The organism is uncultured Erythrobacter sp. (assembly GCF_947492365.1).
Lineage (GTDB): Bacteria > Pseudomonadota > Alphaproteobacteria > Sphingomonadales > Sphingomonadaceae > Erythrobacter.
In genome coordinates this window covers 2,156,971-2,181,902 of sequence record NZ_CANLMB010000001.1, presented here as the reverse complement: position 1 = coordinate 2,181,902, position 24,932 = coordinate 2,156,971, and the positions used below count along the sequence as shown (strand labels likewise).

The window sequence follows — 24,932 nt, the reverse complement described above, 5'->3', positions numbered from 1 at the left end:
CGCCGCTCTTTGAAATCGTCAAACGTCGTCTGATTGCCTTACCGGTTTGTGGCCCGATCTGGCCTCCCGATCAGGAAGGTTACACATTCGCGCCGCAATTCGCGCGAATGTGCCGCGAATCCAGACCTTTGCGGGGGTGTGAGGATTTTGCAAAAACCCCACATGCGCGGTCCAGATCAGCCCTAATCAGGTCCTTTGCGCGCGCTCCTTGGCCCGCTCGTTCGACAGGCCAAAGCGTCCGAACTGGCGATAGCGCATCATCCACTTGTCGAGGAACAGGCCCAGCGGGCGCGGGGTGATGCCAAGATCGGCAAAGCCGCGCGCATCTTCACCGACCACGCTGCCCGCCTTGAGCAGCCGGTACTGATCCATGCTCATCGGAGTGAATGGGATCCGCGCAAACAGCTTGCTGGAGCTGTCCGACACCGGCCAGAAGCGCCGGTCGCGCCCTTGCGCTGCCGCGATCCGCTCGTTGATCTCGAGCATGGTCAGCTGCTCTGGCCCGCCCAGCTCATAGGTATGTCCGCCATGCGCAGCCGGGTCTTCGAGCGCGGTCGCAACCGCCTCGGCCACATCGTCGACATAGGCGATCTGAAGCTTCGCATCGCCGCCAAAGACCGGCAGCACGAAGACGTTCTCGATCAGTCCTGCGAACATGTTGATGAAGCTGTCGTCCTCGCCAAAGACGATCGAAGGCCGCAGGATCGTCGCATTCGGGAAAGCGTCGAGCACGCGCCCCTCGCCCAGCGCCTTGGCCTTGGCATAGGCTGTGGGGGAGTTTGCATCGGCACCAATCGCGCTCAGATGGACAAAGTGCTTGGCCCCGTTCGCCTTGGCAATGCGCGCCATGTTGCCGGGAGCCTCGCCCATCAGCATGTCGAGATCGCCGGTGAAATCGCCCACCAGATTGACGACGTAATCGGCCTCGTAAAGCGACGCAGCAAGGCTGTCCTCGCGTGTGATGTCGCAATAGGCAAACTGCAGCTGGCCCAGATTGGCCAGCGGCTTGAGCGCCCAACCGGCCTGCGGATCGCGGCTCGCCACCCGAACCCGCGCCCCGCGCGCCAGCAGCGCTTGCACAACGTAATTGCCGATAAAGCCGCTGCCGCCAAAAACGGTGACAAGCTGATCAGAAAGAGGCGAGGTTGAGGTCATGATATCGGTCCCTTGAGGCGGCAACGCGCCTGTTGAGATTGGCGTTGAGACTATGCGCTGCGCCATGCGACAATCTGCCGCATTGGGCAAGGTTTGGTGTGGCTTCACCGCAGTCTTACGAAATGGCGCGAGGTTTGCGTTGACACAGGGCCAAAGCGGACGCTATTGGCCCGCGCCTACCCGACGAACCGCAGCAATGCGAGTTTCCGATTGAGTGCCCAGATGGCGGAATTGGTAGACGCGCTAGCTTCAGGTGCTAGTATTCGCAAGGATGTGGAGGTTCGAGTCCTCTTCTGGGCACCATTTACTCATTCATCACTGTTCGTTGGCGGTTGAAAGAACCGCAGAAATCTGCCATTTAGGGCTGGTTTCTGGCCACTGGCGTTCGTCAAAGTTCGTCTACAGCTGGGGGCTCTTGGGGGCTCTTGGGGGCCTCAGTGGGGGCTTCTCAAGCAAATGTAGGGCAATTCATGCCGATTTTGACGAGAAAGGCCCCCAATGCCTCTAACGGACAATGCCATTCGTGCCGCTAAGCCACGGGAAAAGAACTGGAAACTGTCAGATGAGAAGGGGTTATACCTTCTTATCACTCCGAAAGGTTCCAAGCGCTGGAACCTGAAGTTCCGATTCGCTGGCAAGGAAAAGAAGCTCTCGCTCGGGCTTTATCCCGACTTGAGCCTCAAGGAAGCACGTCGCTTGCGAGATGAGGCGCGGAGCGAACTGGCACTGGGTATCGATCCGGCGCGGCGCAAGCAGGAAGAGAAGGTGGCGGCAAAGCTCGGCGCTGAAAACAGCTTCGAGGCGGTGGCCGAGGAGTTTCTTGAGAAACGCGAGAAGGAGGGCTTAGCTAACACCACTCTATCGAAGAACCGCTGGTTTCTGGATCAACTGCGTCCAAGCATTGGTAAGCTTCCCATCGCAGACATAACCCCGCGAGAAGTCCTGCAAGCGCTCAAGAAGGTGGAGAATGCTGGGAAGCGAGAGACCGCGAATCGGATGCGCTCGTTTGCCAGCCGAGTGTTTCGCTATGCGGTTGCGACGGCACGCGCTGAAGCTGACCCTGCCCATGCCTTACGAGGCGCACTGGCCTCGCCGATTGTGAAGCACTTTGCTGCGATCACTGACGCAGCGCGGCTGGGAGAGCTTCTAAGGGCTATCGATGGCTATTCCGGCGAGCCAGCAACAATGATTGCGCTCAAGTTGACCCCACATGTGTTCCAGCGTCCGGGCGAAGTTCGCAAGATGCGCTGGGCTGAATTGGACTTGGAAAATGCGATCTGGATCATTCCGGCCAGCCGAATGAAACAACGAAAAGATGATCACGCGATGCCCCTATCGAGGCAATCGGTCGAGCTACTGTGCTCGATGGAAGACCTTTCAAGCCATTCTGAGTTTGTGTTCCCATCGGCGCGCACCAAGCTTCGCCCGATGTCTGAAAATGCGATCAATGGGGCGCTTCGGCGGCTGGGCTTCGCCGGAAGCGAGATGACCGCTCACGGATTTAGAACCACGGCCAGTTCTTTGCTCAACGAGTCGGGCAAGTGGAACCCTGACGCTATCGAGCGCGCGCTTTCGCACAAGGACAGAAATGCCGTGCGCGGAACCTATAATCGTTCGCCATATTGGAAGGAGCGCATCGAGATGGCGCAATGGTGGTCCGACTATCTCGACAGCCTAAAGTTGGCCCGGTGAAGTCCCCACGAAATCGAAATCTTTGTTCGAATTTCCGCTGCGGTGACCCTGATTGGCAGCAGTCGGCCTTCGGCTAAATCAACTGCGGTCAAATCTGGAATATGCAGGCTTATGAAGTAATCGTATGTCGATTTCGATGGCAGTGCTTGGTCGTGGTCTTGTCCTTGCTAATTCAAGGTTGGGAGCATCTCATTTTTCTGTATGTTAGAAGAATGAGCCTACTAGACACTAACATCACAGGCCTTCTTCACTGGCCCCATTCCGACCGACTCGTTGCCGAGGTCTCTTATGATCACAGGGGTTCGCAAGAGGGCAGACAAGGATGGGAGATCAGTTTTTTTGATGAATTTGGCTGGTATCTTGGTGACGGCTTTCCTCACTTGTTTGGGGATGCAACCGCCTGGAAAGTGATGCAGCAGCTAGGAGCTGTCGTACGGCCAGATCCCGAGGCGGGCCAGCCCGACCTTGAGATTACTGACGCTGATGTCGGCTCTCAGGATATTAGCTTTGCAGAGTTCGTAAACGATGCGTTCGCACCGGGCGATACGGTGCCGCTAACGGTCGAAGTGACGAACACGGGGGATGGCGATGCTCCGTCTAGCAGGGCAGCGGTCTATCTGGTCGTCGATGGAGAAAATATCCTTATGGATACCAACTCCAGTGGCTCGCTTGATGCAGGTGAGTCGAACGATAACGAGAATCTCTCGTTTGAGCTGCCGAGCAATCTTGAGGCGGGGACCTATTCGGTTATCGTTGTCGCCGACTATCTGAACGATGTCGATGAATCTGACGAAAGCAACAACGCCTTTGGATTTTTCATCACCGTCGAAGATGCAGGTGAGCCAGACCTCGAGATCACCGATGTTGATGTAGGCTCACAAGACATAAGCTTGGGAGAACTGGTCAACGCCACGTTCCTGCCTGGCGATACGGTGCCGCTAACGGTCGAAGTGACGAATACGGGGGATGGCGATGCTCCGTCTAGCAGGGCAGCGGTCTATCTGGTCGTCGATGGAGAAAATATCCTTATGGATACCAACTCCAGTGGCTCGCTTGATGCAGGTGAGTCGAACGACAACGAGAATCTCTCGTTTGAGCTGCCGAGCAATCTTGAGCCGGGGACCTATTCGGTTATCGTTGTCGCCGACTATCTGAACGATGTCGATGAATCTGACGAAAGCAACAACGGGACAGGCTTCTTCATCACCGTTGAGGACGCAGGTGAGCCTGACCTCGTTATCACTGACACCGAAGTTGACGGACAGACCATTGATCTGGGCGATACAGTCAATGGCCTTTATGGGGCAGGCGACAATTTCAGCGTCACGATTGACATCCGAAATATCGGTGATGGAGATGCCCCAGGCAGTGCATCGGCGGTTTACTTGGTGGTCGATGGAGAGAACATCCTTGTAGACACCAATACGACAAATGCCCTCGATGCCGGTTCGACAGACCCCAATGAGACGCTCTCTTTCGTAATTCCTGCAAACATCGCGGCTGGCGTATATTCGGTCCTCGTTGTCTCTGATTTCAGAAATGATGTTGATGAATCTGACGAGCTGAACAACGGGACGGCGTTCCTTGTTAATCTCGCCGACGACTACGCAGATGAACTGGGAGAGACCGGCACGATCAACGGCGTAGGAATCCTTGGAGTTGGAGGCAGCATCGGCGGCTGGATCGGACTCAACGATTCTGATGACGACACATTCGGCGACCGAGACGCTTTCATCGTTTCTCTGGTCGAGGGTCGGACGTATACCTTTGTTGTCGATGGTAGCGATGGCCTAACCGACGCGATCTTCTCTATTCGAGATTCCTCGTTTGATAGGGTTGGTGAGCTTAGCAGTGAAGGCGATCCAGCAACCCTGACCTTCGTAGCCCCTTACTCGGGCAACTTTTTCGTCAGAGTGGGTACGGGCGTATCAGGGCAAACGGGTTCGTACTCGTTATCGGTAACGGAGGAACAAGCTCCCGATCTTGAGTTCTCGGAAGTGGCTGTCGGCAATCAAATCTTGAACCTGGGTGATACTGTTGCCGGGACGTTTACGCCCGGCGAAACGGTGGATGTCGATGTCGACATCACAAACGCGGGTAACGCTGATGCGCAATCAAGCGTTGCCGCCGTCTATTTAGTAATTGACGACGAGCCTTTGCTTCTCGCGACGAACCCGACGAACCCGTTGGCTGCTGGCAGCACCGACGTCAGCGAGTCTCTGAGCTTTGTTATCCCAACGGATCTCAACGCGGGGACTTTTTCAGTCATTGTCGTCACCGACTATTTGAACAACGTCGATGAAAGCGACGAAGACAACAACGCCACGGGTTTCTTCATAACGGTTGGAGGAGAGGTGTCGGACGATTTCGCTGATCAACCTGGAGACGGCGGAACCGCAAATGGTGTCGGTTCTCTTAGTGTTGGCCAGACCATATCAGGAGTAATTGGACCGGCCGATGGTGACGATACTTACGGCGACAAGGATGTGTTCTTGGTTAGCCTAGAAGCAGGCCAAACCTATCGGATCGAGCTCGTCGCACAAGATTTGCCTTTAGGCATCTTTACCATCCGCGACCCAGACGACTTTTCAAATGTGCTCCAGGTGAGTCGCATTGGAAGCACTACATCAACCGAGTTCACGGTGGATGTTAGTGGCGACTATTGGATTCGTGTTGGAACGGGCGGTGAGCCGACAGACCAAGGCAGTTATGAGCTTTCGGTCGAAAACATTTCTTCTGGTCAGTCGGATGACCCGACGGAGCCAGACCCACCTGCTGATGACTATGCCGATACACCTTCCGACGGAGGCTCGGTAAATGGCATACCAACTCTGAACTTGGGCAATTCAATCATTGGTTCGATTGAAATTGCAGGCGACAAGGATGTGATCGCAGTCGAACTTGTGGCGGGTCGCACTTACCAGTTCTCCGTTGTGGGTGAGGCGAGAGGCGCTGAGGGCGCATTGCAATCGCTCTTCATCACAATCCGCAATCCCGATGATTTCCATGAGATAGAGGATCAAGGCTCAGGGCTCGCGCAGGCGGTTGTTACATTCGAAGCAGAAGACACTGGTACGTTTTTTGTCCGCATTGGCGCGGGCTCAGCCGGTGGAAGTGGCGGGTATAGGCTGACCGTAGCAGATTTGGGGGATACAGCACCGAACGATACCGGCGGGGGTGATCCTCCTGTGGACGTGGTTGATGAGGCAACCGCTGAACTTCTAGAAATCCTCACAAAATCAGTCCTGAACCTTGCATCTCCTGAAACGTGGCAAGCCCTCGTGGCCGTCACAGTCAAAATGGATGATGTTGAGTTTGAGAGATTTGCGCGGAAAATTGTGGATCTAGAGATTGGGGGCACGATCCCAGTCCTAGATGCTTCGGACGTTGGTTTGGATGTGCTGTTCGCCGTCCAGTCCGCTCCAGAGGGACAGGGCGCGCGTGAAGGTATCGGTCAACTCTTTGAGAGCTTGTTCGAAGCCGCCGCTGGATTTGTCGGAGCAAGGGCTGGTTCGATTTTGGGCGCTGCTGCGGGAAGTCTCGGTGGGGTAACAGGAGGTGTCGTAGGATATTGGGCGGGGGCTGCGATTGGAGGGATTCTCGCAAGCGAAGTTTTCTATACCGAGGGCCTAAGAGAGCAAGCAAGAGAATTGGGATACTTCCTATATGACACGGCTTCCGCAGCATTGTCTCAGTCCGAGCAAGCGCAGGCAGAAATAGGGTTTGATTTGGACGAGGCCGAGATCGTCCGATTGGACGAAGCTTGGTATCTAGAAACATATCCAGATGCGCGTGAAGCCTTGGAGAACGGCACGGCGGGTAGTGCATATGCGCACTTTCTCGCCATCGGCGTAGACCTAGGGTATCAGCCGAACGAGGCTCAGTCGATTGCGCGAGCTGAGCTAGCGGGCCAACTCACCGACAACAATCCGCTCGCGCTTGGCAATTCCGCTATTCTGACGCTCGATCTTGGCGACTATGCGGGTGATGGAACCTCGTCGGCAGAGTTGGCAGTGGCAAATGCCTTTAACACGGCTCGAGGTGCAATCGGCAATTTGGATCTTGATGCGAGCCTGACTGCCTTTGCGAGCCGCAAGGCCAATGATCTGGTTGCGAACTTCTCGGATAGCGCCATTAACTTTGCATTCTTCGAGGGGAACAGTGCTTGGGCGCAAGCATGGTCGAATGGAAACCTGTTGTCGCAGCAATTCCGCGGCATGTTAGAAGAGCTGCTTGGCGAAGGAGTCGACTCCAGCCGGTATAGCTTGTTCGCGGTATCTTCGCAGTTCGGTGATCCAGAAGACGTGCTTGCCCGGCTACAAGCTCAAGAGGGTTTCAACGCTGCCTTCGAGAACTCCGACTTCGATACAATCGGTATCGCTGAGTTTGGCGGACTATGGGTTGTCATCCTCGCAGACCGCGAACCTGACTACCAAATTGAGTCCCCAGGCGAAGATACGCTCGCCTCGACCTCCCAGTTCGGAAGCGACGAATTTGACGTTCTTTTCGGCGGATTGAGATCTTCGACGCTCTATGGCTTTGACGGTGATGATCTATTGTTCGGAAGCAATGAGGCCGACCTACTGATTGGTGGACTAGGCAATGACGGTTTTTCGGGCGGAGCAAATGTCGACACGGTCTTGGTTAGCGGAAGCCGATCCGAGTACACAGTAACGCAGCGTGAGAATGGAGGCTTTGACCTTGTCGGGCCGGACGGGATGGATTCCCTGGTAAATGTCGAGTTTGTACAGTTTGACGATGAGCTTTTGCGCCTCCTCCCTGGCCAGGGAGTCAGCGTCGACTTCTCCTCAACCGATCCGGCGGATTACGCCGCTGCGATGGAGATGATCCGCGACTTTGACGGCAATGATCTGGGCGGCGACGGCGCATGGCTGCATATCGGTAGCATCGACATAAATGGCGACGGCGATGTCGATCATGTCCTGGTCAACGATGCGATTGGCCGATTTGCAACCGTTGGCACGGGGCCTGATGGGCTGGTCTATTTCGACGACCATTCCTGGGCGGGCGAAACGCGCGTAGTCGGCATCTATATCGATCCGCTGGTGGAATCGGGCGAAGTCGTCGCAGGCAGCGACCATGACAGCCAGCGCCGGTTCCAGAACGACCTCCAGATCGAGAATATCAACGGCATTTTGGGCGCTGACGACTATGATGGCGACGGCGAATGGGAGGTCTATTTCTCGCTGACCGACGGCACGGCCTATCTGCGCGCGATCATGCATGAAGACGGCAATATCCGCTATGCCAATTACCAGTCTGAAGCGCAGGTGCGCGATTACCTGACCTCCAATGGTTATGACGAAACCACCTTTGGTGACTGGTTCAACAACGGCTCGCAAGGCGCGACTGATACGGCGACCTTTGTCTTCCGTCCGGATGATGATGAAAAGCAGGCAGACCAAGCACCCGAATCGCTCGATTTTGCCGCTCTAGCCGCAGCGACCAATCCGTCGGGCAGCGACATTGAAATGCTCTTTGCCAGCCGACCGGTCGAAAACCAGTTCCGGCCCTTCGACGAGATTCAGGCGGAATTCTTCGGATAGATAGTTGCGAATTCGAACAAGTTGTTAGCACTTGATTCGCAAGCCCGATCCCGACGTTGACGGAAGACCTTATCTTGCGTTCTAGGGTTGCATTGCATTGCATTGCATTAGCCATGCAGACATGGCGATTGAATGGATCAAGGCAAGCCTTGCGCTGAAGTATGCCGCACATGGCGGCGATGAGTATTCGGTTCGCAAGGCGATTATCGAACGGGCCAACGCCGGAATAATCGCTGCTAAAGCGCAGAAGCTCATTCTGGATGAGACTGAGGAAAGCAATCGGCGGATACCGCTGGCATTCTGGCGCACCGATGATCTCAACGACGATTTACTTGAAGATTGGGAGCGTGGAGATTTCCAACGAAGTGACCGCTACCAGATTGATGAACAAGCGTTCGGAGTCAGCTTTGATTTCTTGGCGCTTTCAGAGCTAGTTCCGTCGCACCTTCAAGCTGCTGCGATGCGGGAGATAAGCCTGTCTTCGGATCAAGAGTGGATCAGTGCCCGAGACCTTCAACAGATGATGTTCACGCTTCACAATTCTGCCCAAGCGAGAAGCGCAATTGTCGAGGCCTGCCAACTTGGCCACATTGCTGGTCGAGCTGAAAGGATGACCGGAGAAGACTCTAGCGGCTCTAGCAAGCTCGATCCCGTATCAAGATACGGCGCGTTGGCTTGGGACATCCCGATTTGGTTTTGGCGTGACTTCATCCGCGATGCCAGCACTCAAAATTGGTCGCTGAGCAAGGTAAGCGGCGATGGGTATCGTGAACGCAGGTCGATTAAGATCGAACTCCAAGGCGTGCATTTTCATCGCTCGGGTTTGATCAATTTAGGGCTTGAAGATTCTACGGAACCCGAAGCGCGACAGGCCAAGAGCGGACGCAAGCCCACTTATGATTGGCTAGCGACTTGTTTGGCGATTTTTGGTGAGATTCATAGGGGTGATCTGAAGCCCGAAAACCAAGCTGACATCGAACGCGCGTTGGCACCAACTCACGGTTTCATGACAGCCTCCAATATTCCAGCGAGCTCCTAGATTGCTGTGACTTTTGCGGTTCTTGAGTCCGTTTGATCCTGCGCGTTCCCCAGCTGTCCGCTGAAGATGGGTCAGAATTGGGGGCAGAGGCAGCAAGCTGGAGACAGGACCCCCACGATGGATCTCACTGACGAACAGAATCGCGCGCTCAAGCCCGCACGGTTGCCCGACAAGCTCGCAGATGGGCGAGCCTTTCTGGCGGGCATTGAATTGTAGAGACCGCGTTACTGCCAGCGACTAGCGCCTGCTTACGCCTCTAGAGCCATTCCTGCGCACCAAAGTCCTTGAGAGCCGCGCTGGACTTTCAAGGCTTGGGGCACAAGAAATCGGGACCGGCCATCCGTGTTAAAAGGCAAGCGTGCTGGCGCGACGCAAAGGCTTGGTGGCAAAGGTGCGCCATGTTTCCAGGCATAGCAAAGATCAAGTTTTCCCAACTGATTTTGGAAATTAATTGGCGGCTGGCAGTGCGGTGGATATGCAATGCGTTGTGACTGATCCAACCCTCTTCGCTGCCGGTGCGCTATTCACCCAAGATTATCTCGAAGAAGGTATTACACGCAGTCAGCCTTGGGCGGCTGTAGGCGCAGATGCGTTGCGCGACAAACTGGCCGTCATTCTTGAAGGCTTTCCTCACTGTAGCAATCCCAATGAAGCGACGACCGAGCAAGACTTGGTCTGGCCGGTTCTTGAGGCGCTGGGATGGACCGAATATCTGACCCAGCAGAATCTGTCTTCTAAGGGCAGGGTGGACGTGCCGGACGGGCTGCTATTCATCGATGCAGCTGCGAAAGCGAAGGCCAACGAGCACGCGGAAGAATGGAAGCGATTCCAATTCGGCGCAGCGGTATTGGAGAGCAAGCGCTGGGGCCGTGCGCTGGACCGGGCAGAGGGGCGCAAGGGTTCAGACCGCGATACGCCTTCTACCCAGCTCCTGCGCTATCTGAGGCGAATTGACGATTACACACACGGTGCATTGCGTTGGGGCATATTGACCAACGGAACGCGCTGGCGGCTCTATTATGCGGGCGCGCGCTCTACCATTGATGAATATCTGGAGATCGATCTGGCCCGGATCATGGGGCTGGATGATGATCTTCTAGATACCGGGGTGACCGATGCCGAGCGTGATCACTGGCTGCGCGTGTTTGGGACGCTGTTCAACCGCAGTGCCTTTGAGCGTGCCACAAGCGATTCCCCGAATTTCCTTGAGCGCGCTCGCAAGGAAGCCGCCTTTTATGAGGAACGGGTGGCCAAAAGCCTTTCGGACTTGGTTTTCGATAATCTCTATCCCGCGCTGGGCAAGGCCGTAGCCAAGGCCGCGCCAGCTGATACCCCGCTGGACGATATCAGGCAGGCAACACTGATCCTTCTCTACCGCTTGCTGTTCATCCTCTATGCCGAGGATCGCGGGCTGCTCCCGGTCAAAGACACGCGCTTTGACGACTACGCATTGCGTGTTGCCCGGCTGGATGTAGGACGGCGCAAGGATGAAGGGGACACTTTCTCCAGCGTCGCGCGCCATTATTGGGCGCGCTTTTCAAGCCTTTCGGAAATGATCGACAAGGGCGATCCATCAGTCGGCCTGCCGCCCTATAATGGCGGTCTGTTCAGCGAAAGCCAGCCGCTGCTGCACACCATCCGGCTTGGCGATGATGTGATGTCAGATGCGCTCGATATTCTGTCATGGGAGCAGCGCGCCACTGGGAAAGGTGGGGGCCGGCGCCGCTACATCAATTATCGCGACCTTTCGGTGCAACAGCTTGGCTCGATCTATGAACGGCTGCTGGAATTCGAGCTGGTGCGCGAGGATGGCGGCGATCTGGACATTCGCCCCAATATATTCGCGCGCAAGAATTCGGGTAGCTATTACACGCCCGATGATCTGGTGCTGCTGATCCTTGATGAAACACTCGCCCCTTTGATCGAAGACGCGCACACTGCGTTCAACGACCGGCTGGCCAGTCTCAAGCCCAGTGATAGCGAAGACTACAAGCTGGCCGAGCTGCAAAAGGTGGACCCGGCCAAGGCGATCACCCGCCTGCGCGTCTGCGATCCTGCGATGGGCAGCGGCCATTTCCTTGTCAGCCTTGTCGACCGGCTCACCAACCACGCGCTTCATGCCGTGGCCGAGGCGGCGGCGCTTGCGATGCAGGAACATGCGCTCGAATATGAAAGCCCTGTTTCAGAGGAAGTGCGCAAAGTGCGCGCGACCATCCGGGGCAATGCCCAGGACGAAGGCTGGACCGTTGCCGAGGAACAGCTCGACGATCCCCAGCTGGTCAAGCGCATGGTGCTCAAACGCTGCGTCTATGGGGCCGACAAGAACCCGATGGCGGTGGAGCTGGCCAAGGTGGCGCTTTGGCTGCACACCTTCACCGTTGGCGCGCCCTTGTCCTTTATCGATCACCATCTGGCGGCGGGGGACAGTCTGTTCGGCCTGTGGGTGCGCGATGCGATGGACAAGGCGGGCAAGGGCGGCGAGCTGTTCCTGCACGAACCTTTGCAACGCGCGCAGACACAGGCGCGCGTCATGGAGCAGATCGAATTCCTCACCGATGCCGACATTGGCGAAGCGCATCAGAGCGCCGAGATGTGGGAAGGTGTGGAGGCGCAGACAGGCGAGCTGGACGGCTTTGTCAGCTTCACCCATGCGCTCGATTGGCTGGCGGCCGGGCTGAAGGGCGATGATCTTAGATCGCTCAAGACCGTGCGGGCGCAATGGCTGGACGGCGTGTTTGGCGATCCGATGCCGATTGCGCGGGGCAAGAAAGCACCCGTGGGCGGCAAGCCCGAGGATCTGGAAGCCTTCACTGAAATCTGGAAGTCGGCGCGCGAGCTGATCGAGGAAGAACGGTTCCTCAATTGGCAGATCACTTTCCCCGGCGTGTGGACCAATTGGAAGAGCGCGCAGTTGGAGGGCGGCTTTGATGCCGTGGTCGGCAATCCGCCTTGGGACCGGATCAAGTTGCAACAGGTAGAATGGTTTGCAGCGCGCAGGCCGGAGATTGCGAAGGCCCAGCGCGCCAGCGACCGCAAGAAGATGATCGCGGCGCTACAGGCTGCCGAAGACCCGTTGTTCGATGATTATGCAAAGGCGGACAGGCGCGCGGCGGATACGCTCAAGATCGCGCGCAGCGGCGGGCATTATCCGCTGCTGAGCAAGGGTGATATCAATCTCTACAGCCTGTTTGTGGAGCGGGCGCACCGGCTGGTGAAACCCGATGGCATGGTGGGGCTGCTGACCCCCAGCGGTATCGCGAGCGACCTTTCGGCCAGCGCCTTCTTCCGCAAGGTTGCGACCGACGGGCATATGAAGGCGCTGTATGATTTCGAGAACCGGCGCACCCGTTACGGGCTGGAGCCGTTCTTTCCCGATGTAGATAGCCGTTTCAAGTTTGCGGCGATGATCGCCAGTCCGAAACGGGCATTCGCAGCTGCGGAATGCGGTTTTTTCCTACAAGCGGTGAGCGAGATCGCCAATACCGAACAATGCTTCCCGATCAGCGCGGGGGATTTTGCTCGCGTCAATCCGAACACCGGCACCGCTCCCATCTTTCGCACAAGGCGCGATATGGAATTGACAACCCGCATCTACACCAACGTGCCGGTGCTCGTTGATAATTCGGGCGATGAAGAGGCGAAGGCGTGGCCTGTTGAATATTCGACCCCATTCCACATGGCGAATGATAGTCACCTATTCCGCAATGTGGTCGAATTGCAGAATGATGAGGGTGCTTGGGAAACGACGCTTAATCAATGGGAATCCGCGGAAGGCGAATGGGTGACGCTATTCGAAGGTAAGCTGGTGCAAGCCTTTGACCATCGCGCCAGCGACATTGTTATCAATCCTGAAAACCTCTCTCGGCCTGGACAACAGATCTCAATTCCAACCGGAGAGAAAGCCGATCCCAAACGGCTGGCGATTCCGCGCTATTGGGTGAAACGTTCAGACTGCCGCCCCGATTTGCCGTGGTCCTTAAGTATCAAAGACGTCACCGCATCTACGAATGTGCGCACCTCAATTGCCGCACTCATCCCCAATAGCGCCGTTGGCCACACATTGCCGCTGTTGCTGCCCGAAGAGGGCAAGCCCGATGCGAATCAGTTTGCCGCCTATGTTGCTTGCCTGAATTCGATCCCTTTCGATTACGCTGCGCGGCAGAAGGTCCAAACCAATCATCTAGCTTGGTATACGATCGAACAGCTCCCCGTCATCCCACCATCTGCTTACACCCGCCAATTCGGCCCCAAGAACGCTGCCGAGATCGTCAAGGAGGCGGTGCTGGAGCTGACCTATACCGCGCATGATATGGCCCCCTTTGCCAAGGATATGGGCTATGTCGATGATGCGGGCGAAGTGCTTGAGCCTTTCAAGTGGGACGAGGATCGCCGCCTGCACCTTCGCGCCAAACTCGATGCGCTCTACTTCATCCTTTACGGCGTGTTCGATCCCGAAAACCGCGCGGCGTCGCGCGATGATGTGGAATATATTTATTCCACCTTCCCCATCGTCGAACGCGAGGAAACCAAACGCTGGGGCAGCTATCGCAGCCGCGATCTATGCCTGTCCTACATAAACGCGCTTCTGGCGGGCCAGCCAGATGCGAATGTGGAGGGGTAAGAGATGCCGAGCAGCAAAGGCCGCTCCATTGAGCTATTCTTTGTGAACGGAGATCCGGATGGCATAGTCACAGCCGCAATTCCATTTCAATGGACGGGCAATGTCCTTGTGGCTCGGAGGACGCAGCTTGACGAGGCGCTCTCTCGCGAAGAAGTGGATCGACCTGGAGCCTATCTCTTAATCGGGGAAATCGACGGTCGACCTAGCCTCTACGTGGGTGAGACCGACGTAATCAAGGATCGGATCAAGTCGCATGTGCGAGAAAAGGACTGGTGGGATCAAACCGTCCTAATCACGTCGAACGGCGAGCCGTTGAACAAAGCTCACGTTCGCTATCTTGAGAATCGGCTGTTTGAGGAAGCCCGACGGATAGGCAAAATCGCTGTCGACTACGGCCGTTCACCTTCAGCGAGCCAGTTAAGCGAGGCTGCGCGTGCCCATATGGACGACTTCATGGACAATCTGATGCTGGTCCTGCCGGCGCTGGGTTTCCACTTTTACACCGAAGATGTACGCGAGCCTGAGCGAAACGCCTCGGATGGATCGGGAGAGCCGATTGTGCGGTTTGTTTGCACCATTCAGAGCCAAGGGATCTCAGCCTCAGCAATCTTGTCTGAGGGGCGCTTCATTGTCGAAAAAGGTTCAAAGGCGCGCAAGAACTGGATCGGGAAAGGGACCGAGAACAGCACCTACGCAAAGCTCCACAGCGAACTTGTCGGTCAGGGAATTCTTGCCATGGATGGTAGCCACCGAGTGTTCGCAAAAGACTATGCGTTTAAGAGCACGAGTGCAGCGGCAGCGGTTGTCAGCGGTCGAAATGCTTCAGGTCCAGCAAGTTGGACTTTGGTCGGCTCATCTAAGACATATTCAGATTGGGAGGCCGAACGTCTTTAGCGGGCAGATGCCGTTCTTGAGCGACTGGTCCGGTACGCTTGGGTGGTACCGGCAGTTGGTCGTCCGCGGCCCGCTGCTATTCGCAATACGCCTTGATTGCCTCTGCAAAGGAAGTGCCGGTCGCCGCGTCGCGCTGGGTTAGGGTGCGCGCATTTCCTTCGAGGAGGTTGCAGTCAAATCGTGCGCCGTTTGTGCTCGCCTCTTGCACGATCTCAGCAAAGGCATCGGGCGGCATCACGCGTGCGCCGCGGCGCAGGAAGTGGTTGTGCCAGCGGTCGCCCTCATCAACGATTCCTATCAGCGTTTGCCGACCTTCGCCGCCCGGCTCCGCCAGAACCTGCGCCCCCAGTTCTTCGAGCAACGCATCTTGAGTGTCGCGGCGAAGGAAGAGAGCGGCGTAGCGGCGTGCGGCTTCGTCCATATCGCCCGCCTCCAATGCCAGTCGAAGCATGGTTTCCTGCGCCAAAGGTTCACGCCAGCCGCGTTGTGCGGCGTATTGGATTGTCAGCCCACTTTGTTCGACTTCGCCCGCTGCAAATTGGGCCTGGGCCAGAATGCGCAGGTGGACTGCAGGTAGGGGGCGGCGGCGAACCAGACGCTCGGCCTGCGCCATCGCGTATTCGGGGTTGTCCCTGTCGAGGGCGTAAGCAGCGATCGGTCGCTGGGCTACCGATCGCAGCGGTTCAGGCACGCTTTCAGCAAAAGAGGGCGTGCGCTCGGTTTGCCGATCCAGCTGCACGCCTGCGGTCACAAGCGCGATGGCGAACAGCGCCAGCCTCCAGGTGATGCCTCCGATCATGACCGGACCTCCTTTGCATCAGAGTGAAAGCCCGCACCAAACCGCAAAAGCACGACCAGAGCAAAGCTAGCTAGCACTAGCAGCGACTGATTGCGCAAGGGGTAATCCGTCACTGATTGCAGTGCGATCGCCAGCAGGATCACCGACCCAACCCATGCGATCCATCGATCGTCCGAGATGCGCGCGCGCCAGCTCAACCAAGCAAGCAGCACCAACCAACCTGCGATCAGGACAAGTCCGGGCAGTCCAGCTTCGATGGCAACCTCAAGATAGTCATTATGCGCCCGTCCAGCGCGCCGAACGCTCAAATTCTCGAGCGATTCGTCGATTTGGAACACTTCGTCGAATGTACCCGTGCCCGATCCTAGCGGCCAATACCGATCAACCGCATAGGCTCCATCATCCCAGATATAGACCCGGGCATCTTCCGGACCGTCATTGAAGCGATCAAGCACCATGCCCAACCTGCCGGGCGAGGCAGCGAGCACGAGCCCCACAATTGCCAGGACCAGAACGGCAGGGACGACAGCAATCCATGGACTGCGACTAGTGGTTAGGCTGCTCCTCCCCTTTATCCGGGCAAGTATCAGGCGAAAGGCAACAAGGCCGAGTGGCAGCAGAGAAAGAACAAGCGCGGTGCGCGATCGGGTCAAAACAATGCCGACGATCAACAATGCGCAGAGCGTCACCCGCAATATCATGGCGTTGCGCGCCCATTGTACCGGCGCGGGTAGCAGTGCTGCTAGAGACAAGGCGGCTACCAAAAACAGGCCAGTCGAGTTGCGATTGGCAAAGGTGCCGAACAAGATGCCCGGCATAGGATTTTCCGGATAGATAACGCCAGTTGAGCTATTGGTCAGCACTTGCGGGATGCCGAGCAGGAAGTTGATCAGGCCAAAGCCAACCGCGATCCAGCCAATGGTGATGATCCGGTCGCGCGGCATGTTCCAGCCGATTGTCAGCAATGCCACAGGCGCGATTAGGGCCGTAAGTGCCAGCAAAGTGCGGATCGGGTCCACGCTGGCGCTAGTCCAGATATTGGCTCCGGCTTCGCCGTCTATAAGCTCAAGCGATTGCACAACCAGCTCGCGTCCGGGCAACGCGCTCCATACACTCGGTGGCAGCGGGATTAGATAAAGGACCGGCAAGAGGACGCTCAGTCCTACCAGAGCGCGCAAAGCGAGCGGAGCGCTTTTCCAGAATTCGAAGAATGCGTGCCGATGAAAGGAAAGCGCAGTTAACGCAGCGATTTGAACCAGCAGGTTTGCCAGACCATACTTCGAACCGCCGCCTCCGAATGCTAGAGCAAATACCAGAATGGCCGCAGTCGCCAGAAATAGGCTTCTTGGACTGGCGGAGTGAGACAGGCTGGATTCTTGCGTATTCATGCTTGCTCGCTTGCTTCCAGAATTGCACCGGTTACGCGGCGATGTTTTGTTTAAACCGGCGCTCTACGCAAAGGAAAAGGGCAAAGAAAAAGCGCCCGGGAAACCCGCGCGCTTGATCTTTGTCAAAACCAACAAGTGTCGGTCAAGTTGTTGCAGGCTTAGGTGCCCGGCGACTGATCGTCCGACTCGTTACCAGCAGCAATGATGATGCCACCAATCGCCGCCGCTGCAGCAAACAGTACGAGAATAACCGACGAACCACCGCGCATTTCTTCACCATCCGCAGCGCGGGCTGTACCGGGCTGAGCGGTCGTGCTGGTGTAGACCGGAGTGTTGTCACCGGCACGGGTATTAGCCTGTGCAGCAATCGGCGCAACGACCATGCTGGCCGCAGCAGCGGTCACCATAAGGCGAGACATCGTTTTAATCATTGAATTGCACCTCTTTTGAACTCTTAAGCACATTCCCTAGTGCAGCGCAGCAAGTTTGACAACAGGTCGATTACCAAAAATTTGTAAATGAAGCCTGACTCTAGCGGGATTCTTACGCCAAAAGTGTGTTCGTCGCGTCAATCGGGATCGACTAACGGCTTTCTGGAGCCCGAATCACGGCTAAGCCGCGAATCGGAAAGGATAAGATCGTATTTCTTGATATCGCCGCCGGTTACAATCGTTTCGCCATGCACAAGCCAGGCATGAGCGCCGAACTCGCCGCCTTCAGGATTCTCGACCCCGATCTGGATTTCGCTCGCAGCGCCATAGGACGATAGCCAGTTCTGGCCAGCAATCGCCTGAACCAGACAGTCGCTGCGCCACGGCAAGCGGTCGGACAAGCGCGGCAGGACATAGGAAATGCGCAACAGGCGGGCTTGCGAAAGCACCGGTTCGCTTTGCGCCGCGTCGCGCACTCGCCGGTTTCGTTGAGGTATTTCCTTCGCTTGGAGGCGGGCAAAGGCGATTCGCGCGAGCACCAGCTCGTACAACCCGCGCAGCCCGAATCGAATCAGCCAGGGCAGATCGCGAAGCGCCGGTTTCTGGCCTTCTTCGGGGATGGGGGATGATTGCGCAGGGTGCATTTTGTGCCTATGGATCGCCCTCTCATCGCACGGGCCGACGACCCTGCCAAGCGCCGCTTTGTCGCGGCCACTCAGCCAAGGGCCAGCTTTTCCCAAATGTCCGCTATCGGTGCAATCTTTGACCCCGAAGGGCTGCATTCAGAAGAGCTTGACGCGATGCTCGCGGAGCTTTCGCAAGTTCCGCATGATGAGGCCAAGATCTGGCGCTCAGGCCCGATGGCGCTGGCGGCGTGCATCGTCCACACAAGCGCCGAGTCGCGCGAACAGCCGCAGCCTCATATCAGTGAGGACGGCCGGCTCGCGGCAGTGTTCGAAGGGTTCCTTCTCAATCACGAAGACCTCACCCGCGACCTCACCGCCAAAGGCGTACAGCTGGCAAATAGATCTGACGTCGAAATTGTGCTGCGCGGTTACGAGGTTTGGGGCGATAAATTGGCTGAAAGGCTGCGCGGCGAGTATTCGCTTGCGATTGCCGATCTACGCGCCGGAAGGCTGTTCGTCACACGGGACCATCTAGGCTTCGTCCCGCTCTATTATAAGCAAGACGACGAGCGGTTGGTCCTCGCTTCCGATTTCCGCACAATCGCGGCGGTGAGCAAGCGTCCGCTCGAGCCCAATCCTCGTTATCTCGCGCAAACGATCGCCAACAAATGGTTCCTTCGCGACGAAACGCCGTGGCGTGATGTGAAGCGGGTGGTGCGGGCGCATACGCTTACCTTCGACGGGCGGCGGCTTGAGCAGCACAATTACTGGGTTCCGCCGACCGAAGTCACAATCCGCTACAAGCGTGAAGAAGAGTATGTCGAACATTACCGCGAAGTGCTGTTCGATTGCGTGCGCAAGGTTTCGCGCAGTGACCGTCCGGTTGGCGTTGCCGTGAGCGGGGGGCTCGACTCCTCGGCCTTGTTCTCGATCAGCCACCTGCTCGAACAGCGCGGAGAGCTGGAGGCGCCTGGCTTTCACGGCTATTCGCTCGCAGCGAGCGAGGATGGCAATGCTTTCGAGCTACCTTATGCCCGCGCGGCAGCGGCCCATATCGGTCGCCCGCTCACCGAAGTGCCATTGTTCGACCCTGACATAGATTGGTACGAGCAAGACGCGAACTGGCATAATGACATCGCCATTCCGTCTAACGGCGCAATGATGCTGGGCATGGAGCAGCGCGTTGTCGACGATGGCAGCCGCGTCCTGATTAACGGCAGCGGCGGTGACGAATGGCTCCAAGGCAACGCTCAATATTACCGCGAATTCGTGGGCGAGATGGACATTGCTGGGTTCTGGCAGGCGTTGATGCGCGATGGAAAGTCGCTCGGCTGGCCCAAAGCCTTGAAACAGGCCTCGCGGCAAACCGTGGCGGAGCTGACTCCGAGCTTCCTCCGCATGAAGATCCGCAAACGCCTCCGCGAATATCGACGCAAGAACGAGCGCGAGCCGGTCTGGCTGCTGCCCGAATACCGCGAAATGCTCGCCGAAGCGGAAGAAGTGTATGACGCACAGCTCCCAGAAAACGGCGTCCATTGGGCCAAGCGTAATCTGCTGCTCAGCCCCTTTAGCGACCTGACCCATCAATTGATGCGGCGCCAGCGCAACCGAATCGGCCTGGAATCGCGCCATCCGATGTTGAGCCGGGCCTTTATCGAATTCTCTCTCGCCACACCCGCTCATATCAAGCGTAAGGGTTCGATAACCAAGGTGATTCACCGCGAATCGATGCAAGGCATCCTTGCGCAGGAAGTGCTTGATCGGAAAACCAAAGCTAACTTCACTAACGTCGAAATCGACCAGCAATTTGCCGCTCACGTGCGCGAGCATGCGCGCGAGCATCTGGCGGGAATCTGCGATTTCGAAGGGCTGAAGCAGGTCACAAGTGTTGATTACAGCACACCTGAGGGTGACTTTTGGGCCTGGGAAATTTGGGGCCTTTACGCATCAGCAGCATTTTTGTATCAGTATCAACGCGTAAACGAAATTAACCCTGCCACTGGGGTGCAACAGGACAGGAATTTGAAATGACGAAGACCATTCAGAAAGCAAAATACGAGGCACCGCGCCTGACCGTTTTCGGTTCGGTTCGCAACCTCACCGGTGGCAGCGCAAGCAGCTTCCGTGACGGGGCCGTGACTAACGTCCGCTTCTGATTTTGCTTGTTTCGCTGCCTGATAGGGCGGCGAAATATCGGAACAAAGCAAAGGGCACTCCAGTCGGAGTGCCCTTTGCTTTGCGCGGCGTAAGTTTATGAATTGAGGAACTTATCGCGGCGGCAAGTCCGCACGCTGCTGCAAATGTCAGCTCCCATTCTTGCAGTGGTATCTGACAAAAAATGGCGAGCCTTGCGTTCAATCCGAGTTAGTCAAATTCTCCAACTTCCAGATCAGCATGAGGTCCCGCCCTGCATCGGTCGGGAAAATCTGTGCCCGGCAAGCATTGGTTTCAAACCAGTGCGGGCAGATGACCCTCTTAAGCAGATTGCTCTGGAGAAACCTGGCTCGCCGAATGCGATTGCGCGCGGGTTCGATTCGCAGGTTTGACCGGATAAACGCTAGTAACTGCATGGTTTCGGATTGTGCCGCACGAGGCTAAGGACGCGGAACCGATGGAATGGACGCCGCAAAACCCACGCTTTCAAGAGCCAATGCCCGGGGATCCCTATGATCGCTGGGTCTCGCCTGCTGGTGTGTGCATGGCGGAGTTTTACCGGCACGAAAGTGGCTATTATCTGCGTTTTCCAGGCCAAGCAGATTTTTTGCTTGCGGATAAGCACGCCGGTTCGGATTTTCTAGTGACGGGATGGCCGGTGCCTGAATGCGACACGCAGACCGTCACCAATCTCTATCACAATGCGATCCAGCCGATCCTTGGCAACCATTCAGGCGGGATTTTTCTGCATGGCAGTGCGGTGAAGCTGAATGGCGAGGAGGGGGCGATCGCCTTTCTCGGCCTGTCGCGAGGGGGCAAAACAACGCTTGCCGGATCCTTTGCCAGCGCTGGTCATCCCTTCCTAACAGAGGATGTGATCGATCTGGCTAAGCGCGATGGCCAATATTGGCTTCAACCAAAGCGTTCCAAATTGCGGCTTTTCATCGATAGCGCCCGGCATCTAATTGGCGGTGAGCTGGGTTTTGCGGATGAAGATCGCAAGCAGGATGTCGACGCCGGCGATGCATTGCCTTTCTCCGACGAAGCGGTGCCGCTACGCCAGATTTTCGTGCTCGGCACAGACCATTTATCGTCGCTTTCGATCCGTCAGTTTTCGCTGCAAGAAGCGCTCACAGCATTGATGCCGCACGCCTTCATTCTCGATGTTGAGGATAAGGAGAGGCTGCGCGGCCACTTTGCCCGCATGGCCGGCCTCGCGCAGGACGTAGGGTGTTACGCTCTTGACTACACTCGCGATTACGCCGAACTGCCGCGCGTCAAATCTGCGATCCTTGACAATTTTCACGCGGGTTAAATCAATGCAATTGAGTACAGTCGTCACTGCCTCGAAGGATGTCGTCGCACAGGAAGTCGGCGGTGAGATGGTGCTGCTTGATCTGGCGAGCGGCCAGTATTTCGGCCTCGACAAGGTGGGCGGACGTATCTGGGAATTGCTTACCGAGGGACCGCTTTCCCTCGGTGATCTGTGCGAAACCATCGAAACTGAATTCGACGCACCACGTGTCGCTATCGAGGCTGATATGCTCGCACTTGCGACCTCGCTCGGCGAGCAGGGGTTGATCTTCGCAAAGGTCGATTAGCCCTTTCGGCTAATCTCGCTCACACCGCTTGGCCCCAGTTTCAGCACCCGGTCTGCCAGAGCCAGACTTGCGGGACGGTGGGTGATGATGATGACCGTGCGGCCTTTGAGCGCCTGAATGCAATTCTCAACAAAGGCAGCCTCGCTCTCCAGATCATACATGCTGGTCGCTTCGTCCAGGATGTAGATCGGCGGATTGCGGTAGAGCGCACGGGCGAGGGCAATGCGCTGGCGCTGCCCGCCCGACAGGCGCACGCCGTGATCGCCGATTTCGGTGTCGAGCCCGTTGGGCAATTGCGCGACAAACTCCTCGGCCTGCGCCATCCGCGCCGCGTCTTCGATGTCGCCGCGGGAGCTCGCCGGACCTTGGCCAAAAGCGATATTGTCTGCGATTGTGCCGTTGAACAGCAGAGCGCGCTGCGGAACATACCCAAACTGGCGGCGCAGATCCTGAACTTGCAGATCGGTAATGTCGGTTTGGTCAAGACTGATCGTCCCGCTATTCGGCTCGTAAAACCGCATCAACAATCGCACGAGCGTCGATTTTCCGACACCGTTCTCGCCGGTCAGAGCGACGATTTCTCCTGCTTCAATATCGAGATTAAGGTCGGTGAAGACCGCTGGCCTACCCGGATAGGCGAACCCGACACTATCCAAGCGAATTGCGCCATCAACCCTGGTCAGCGCCGCGCCCTCAGCATATCCCGGTTCGGGCGTGAGCGAGAGAACATCTTCGAGCCGTGCCAAGGTGCCGCGCGCCATTTGGTAGGCGCCATACATGTTGGCGAGCGCTCCGACCGGGCGGGTGAGAAGTGCGGCGTAAAGGAGGAAGGCGAAGAGCTCGGCAGGAGTGCTTTCTCCGGCAGCCAACTGTCCGCTTGCGAATGTTAGTACCGCGATCGCGGCGAGCGCGGCAAGCAACGCTACTGTGGGGCCGATGATGGCGTTGAGCTTGGCTTGCCCAACCGCAAGGCTGCGCGAGTTCTCGGCCGCCTGCGCAAAGCCATCGCGGTAAAATTCCTCGGTTGCAAAGGCCTTGATCGCAGGAAGCATCTCCAGATCACGCTCGGCGATTGCGATCAGTTCCACTTCCGCCGCGCGAACTTTACCGGATACCGCGCGCAAGCGCCGCCCGGCGAGCTTCATCATCACGAAGAAGACGGGGATCAAGAGCGGCACGATCAACGCAAGCGTGGAATCAAGCCAGAACAGCACGATCACAGCCCCCAGCGCAGTAAGGATCATTGCAGGCGCGTTGGCGAGTGTGTCGGCGAGAAAATCGCTCAGATTTCCGACCTCGTATGATGTCAGCGCGAGCACATCGCCGCGTCTCGCATCGTCGTGAAAGCCGATCGGCATCATCTGGACATGGCCGTAAATCTGTTTGCGCAGCTCGGTCAGAATGCGAGTGGATGCGATCTGCGATACGATTGTCGCGGCGATGGTTAGCGCGGCCATGACAACCAAAGCGGCAACCAGCAGCCCCAGCGTATGCGAGACATCGAGCTCTGCCCCGTCACCGCCAAAGACATCGCCAAGCACCTGCGCGGCCAGCCATGGCACTGCGAGGGTTGCGAGCGAGCTCAGCATGGTCAGCGCGCTGATCAGGGCAAGCTGCCAACGAAACCTTTTCGCCCAACTGATCCAGAAACGCGCACTCATCGCACGATCACCTTGCGCGCAATCCGGAGTGCGGTCTCGGTCAGCAGGCGCCCTTGCAAGAGCAACGTTGGCCAAGCGCTCTGGCCCGGATATTTGGACACTAGATAGTCGCGCGGCGGAAACCCTCTTTTGTGGATCATGCGCGCGCGCTCACCCCAATCAGGAGCCGACCGCAAATTGAGCCAGAATTCGGTTAGATTGTCGGTAGCCCCGAGAAAGGCAGCAATCTCTGCTCGCAATTCCAGTCTCTCCAACTGCACGACATGGGCCTCAGAGAGGTTCGTGCCAAGATCGCTTGATGCTGCCCTTAGCGCTCCGGCTACCAGTGGGCCAATCCCGCGTTCCTGACACAGCGCATAAAGGCGCCGCCAATCCGCTTCTTCCATCACGCCTGCCAACAGATCAAAATCGAGCGACCAGATCAATCGCCGCGCGCCCCGGATGTTGCCATGCTCGGTCCAATATCCATGCGCCTCGTGCCATTTCTGGTTGATCGTTTCGTGAATCAATGTGAGCGCCGGGTCAGCGCGCCAAGCCTTCTGCGCCAATCGGGGGAGCGGGCGCTTGTGATCGAAAAAGTCGTCCGGCTTCAGCACTTTTTGCAGAACCGCGCGATCTGATGGTTCCCAGTGAAGGTCCACCGAATGTTCAAAATGAGCGGCTGACACGTAAAGCCAACCCTCTTGATAATTGACCCCATGCGTTTGGGCATCACGGTGCCAGCCGCACTCTTCAAATACCTCGCGCACCCGCTCCAGATCGGAGGGTCGGACCAGCAGATCGCTGTCGCCCCGTCGCCGAGCAGCAGGCTCTTCATAGACGGAATAGGCAAGCGCAGTGCCTTTCATCAGCACAGCCTCGATGTCCGCTTGCGCGAGCGCATCGACCAGCCGCGACAACGCGGCGGCGTGCGTGACTTCCCACAATCCGACCAGCCGGGCTTCTTCGGCGATACGGCTGGTCATTTTCTCAGGCCAATTTTGCAGATGCTCACGGGCTGGATGGAGGAGCATGACGATCCCATGATACTCGATCCGCGCCCATATTTCAGTGAGCGCTTCACGCGATTGCCAGTCGCCCGCCTCTGATTCAGGCCAGACCGCCGCTTGCCCGCTGCGAATGGCGCGCAAGCTGCTCGTCAGAAACGTATCTATCGAAGCTGTATCGACCATAGAATTGGCGTTGTTTTCCCCGACCCGTCAAACGGCCATTGCCGCCGTGCCCGCTTGTGAGCTTTCACTCCGATCCATGCGCCAATAACGCTCGTTTGGCCAGTGGGCAGGCCGCTACAAGTCTAGGCTGGA

16 protein-coding genes and 1 tRNA gene are annotated in these 24,932 nt (G+C 57.1%); 10 read left to right on the top strand and 7 right to left on the bottom strand.

Going from position 1 to position 24,932, the window contains the following annotated elements; genetic code table 11:
• Positions 1-186 precede the first annotated feature (186 nt).
• Positions 187-1,155 carry a complex I NDUFA9 subunit family protein gene (locus Q0887_RS10420; protein ID WP_299194707.1) on the bottom strand — a complete coding sequence of 323 codons (969 nt, stop codon included), beginning with the start codon at positions 1,153-1,155 and terminating at the stop codon, positions 187-189.
• Between the two features lie 216 nt (positions 1,156-1,371).
• Between Q0887_RS10420 and Q0887_RS10415 the strand changes: the two genes are divergently transcribed.
• The 6 genes from Q0887_RS10415 (at position 1,372) to Q0887_RS10390 (ending at position 14,968) form a co-directional block, all read left to right on the top strand.
• Positions 1,372-1,458 (top strand) — tRNA-Leu (locus Q0887_RS10415).
• 195 nt (positions 1,459-1,653) lie between these two features.
• On the top strand, positions 1,654-2,847 hold the full coding sequence (locus tag Q0887_RS10410) for an integrase arm-type DNA-binding domain-containing protein (RefSeq protein WP_299194704.1): 1,194 nt from the start codon (positions 1,654-1,656) through the stop codon (positions 2,845-2,847).
• Between the two features lie 212 nt (positions 2,848-3,059).
• Complete coding sequence (locus Q0887_RS10405) at positions 3,060-8,414, top strand: CARDB domain-containing protein (protein WP_299194702.1); 5,355 nt, start codon at positions 3,060-3,062, stop codon at positions 8,412-8,414.
• Between the two features lie 121 nt (positions 8,415-8,535).
• Positions 8,536-9,453, top strand: coding sequence for a hypothetical protein (locus tag Q0887_RS10400; protein ID WP_299194700.1), 918 nt, complete (start codon positions 8,536-8,538; stop codon positions 9,451-9,453).
• A 487-nt stretch (positions 9,454-9,940) separates the two neighbouring features.
• Positions 9,941-14,074, top strand: a complete 4,134-nt coding sequence (locus tag Q0887_RS10395) for a hypothetical protein (protein ID WP_299194697.1) — start codon at positions 9,941-9,943, stop codon at positions 14,072-14,074.
• 3 nt (positions 14,075-14,077) lie between these two features.
• On the top strand, positions 14,078-14,968 hold the full coding sequence (locus Q0887_RS10390) for a GIY-YIG nuclease family protein (protein WP_299194694.1): 891 nt from the start codon (positions 14,078-14,080) through the stop codon (positions 14,966-14,968).
• Between the two features lie 76 nt (positions 14,969-15,044).
• On the opposite strand, the gene Q0887_RS10385 is transcribed toward Q0887_RS10390, so the two are convergent.
• The 4 genes from Q0887_RS10385 to Q0887_RS10370 form a co-directional block, all read right to left on the bottom strand.
• Entirely contained in the window at positions 15,045-15,767 is a 723-nt protein-coding gene (locus tag Q0887_RS10385; protein WP_299194692.1) for a hypothetical protein, read from the bottom strand.
• Positions 15,764-17,155 carry an O-antigen ligase family protein gene (locus tag Q0887_RS10380; RefSeq protein WP_299194690.1) on the bottom strand — a complete coding sequence of 464 codons (1,392 nt, stop codon included), beginning with the start codon at positions 17,153-17,155 and terminating at the stop codon, positions 15,764-15,766. The genes Q0887_RS10385 and Q0887_RS10380 overlap by 4 nt, the downstream gene beginning before the upstream one ends.
• Positions 17,156-17,313: 158 nt before the next feature.
• Positions 17,314-17,586, bottom strand: a complete 273-nt coding sequence (locus tag Q0887_RS10375) for a hypothetical protein (RefSeq protein WP_299194688.1) — start codon at positions 17,584-17,586, stop codon at positions 17,314-17,316.
• Positions 17,587-17,723: 137 nt separating this feature from the next.
• Positions 17,724-18,230: a lasso peptide biosynthesis B2 protein gene (locus tag Q0887_RS10370; protein ID WP_299194685.1), complete on the bottom strand. Its 507-nt coding sequence runs from the start codon at positions 18,228-18,230 to the stop codon at positions 17,724-17,726.
• Positions 18,231-18,239: 9 nt separating this feature from the next.
• Here Q0887_RS10370 and Q0887_RS10365 point away from each other — a divergent pair, with 9 nt between their 5' ends.
• The 4 genes from Q0887_RS10365 (at position 18,240) to Q0887_RS10350 (ending at position 21,967) form a co-directional block, all read left to right on the top strand.
• A complete protein-coding gene (locus Q0887_RS10365; RefSeq protein ID WP_299194682.1) occupies positions 18,240-20,243 on the top strand; it encodes an asparagine synthase-related protein in 2,004 nt (667 codons plus the stop codon).
• A complete protein-coding gene (locus tag Q0887_RS10360; RefSeq protein WP_299194680.1) occupies positions 20,240-20,368 on the top strand; it encodes a lasso RiPP family leader peptide-containing protein in 129 nt (42 codons plus the stop codon). Before Q0887_RS10365 ends, Q0887_RS10360 begins: the two co-directional genes overlap by 4 nt.
• Positions 20,369-20,862: 494 nt before the next feature.
• Positions 20,863-21,681: a hypothetical protein gene (locus Q0887_RS10355; protein WP_299194677.1), complete on the top strand. Its 819-nt coding sequence runs from the start codon at positions 20,863-20,865 to the stop codon at positions 21,679-21,681.
• A 4-nt stretch (positions 21,682-21,685) separates the two neighbouring features.
• Entirely contained in the window at positions 21,686-21,967 is a 282-nt protein-coding gene (locus Q0887_RS10350) for a PqqD family peptide modification chaperone (RefSeq protein ID WP_299194675.1), read from the top strand.
• Here the strand turns inward: Q0887_RS10350 and Q0887_RS10345 are convergent.
• Positions 21,964-23,628: an ABC transporter ATP-binding protein gene (locus Q0887_RS10345; RefSeq protein WP_299194673.1), complete on the bottom strand. Its 1,665-nt coding sequence runs from the start codon at positions 23,626-23,628 to the stop codon at positions 21,964-21,966. The genes Q0887_RS10350 and Q0887_RS10345 overlap by 4 nt on opposite strands.
• Complete coding sequence (locus tag Q0887_RS10340) at positions 23,625-24,800, bottom strand: nucleotidyltransferase family protein (protein WP_299194670.1); 1,176 nt, start codon at positions 24,798-24,800, stop codon at positions 23,625-23,627. The genes Q0887_RS10345 and Q0887_RS10340 overlap by 4 nt, the downstream gene beginning before the upstream one ends.
• Positions 24,801-24,932 lie beyond the last annotated feature (132 nt).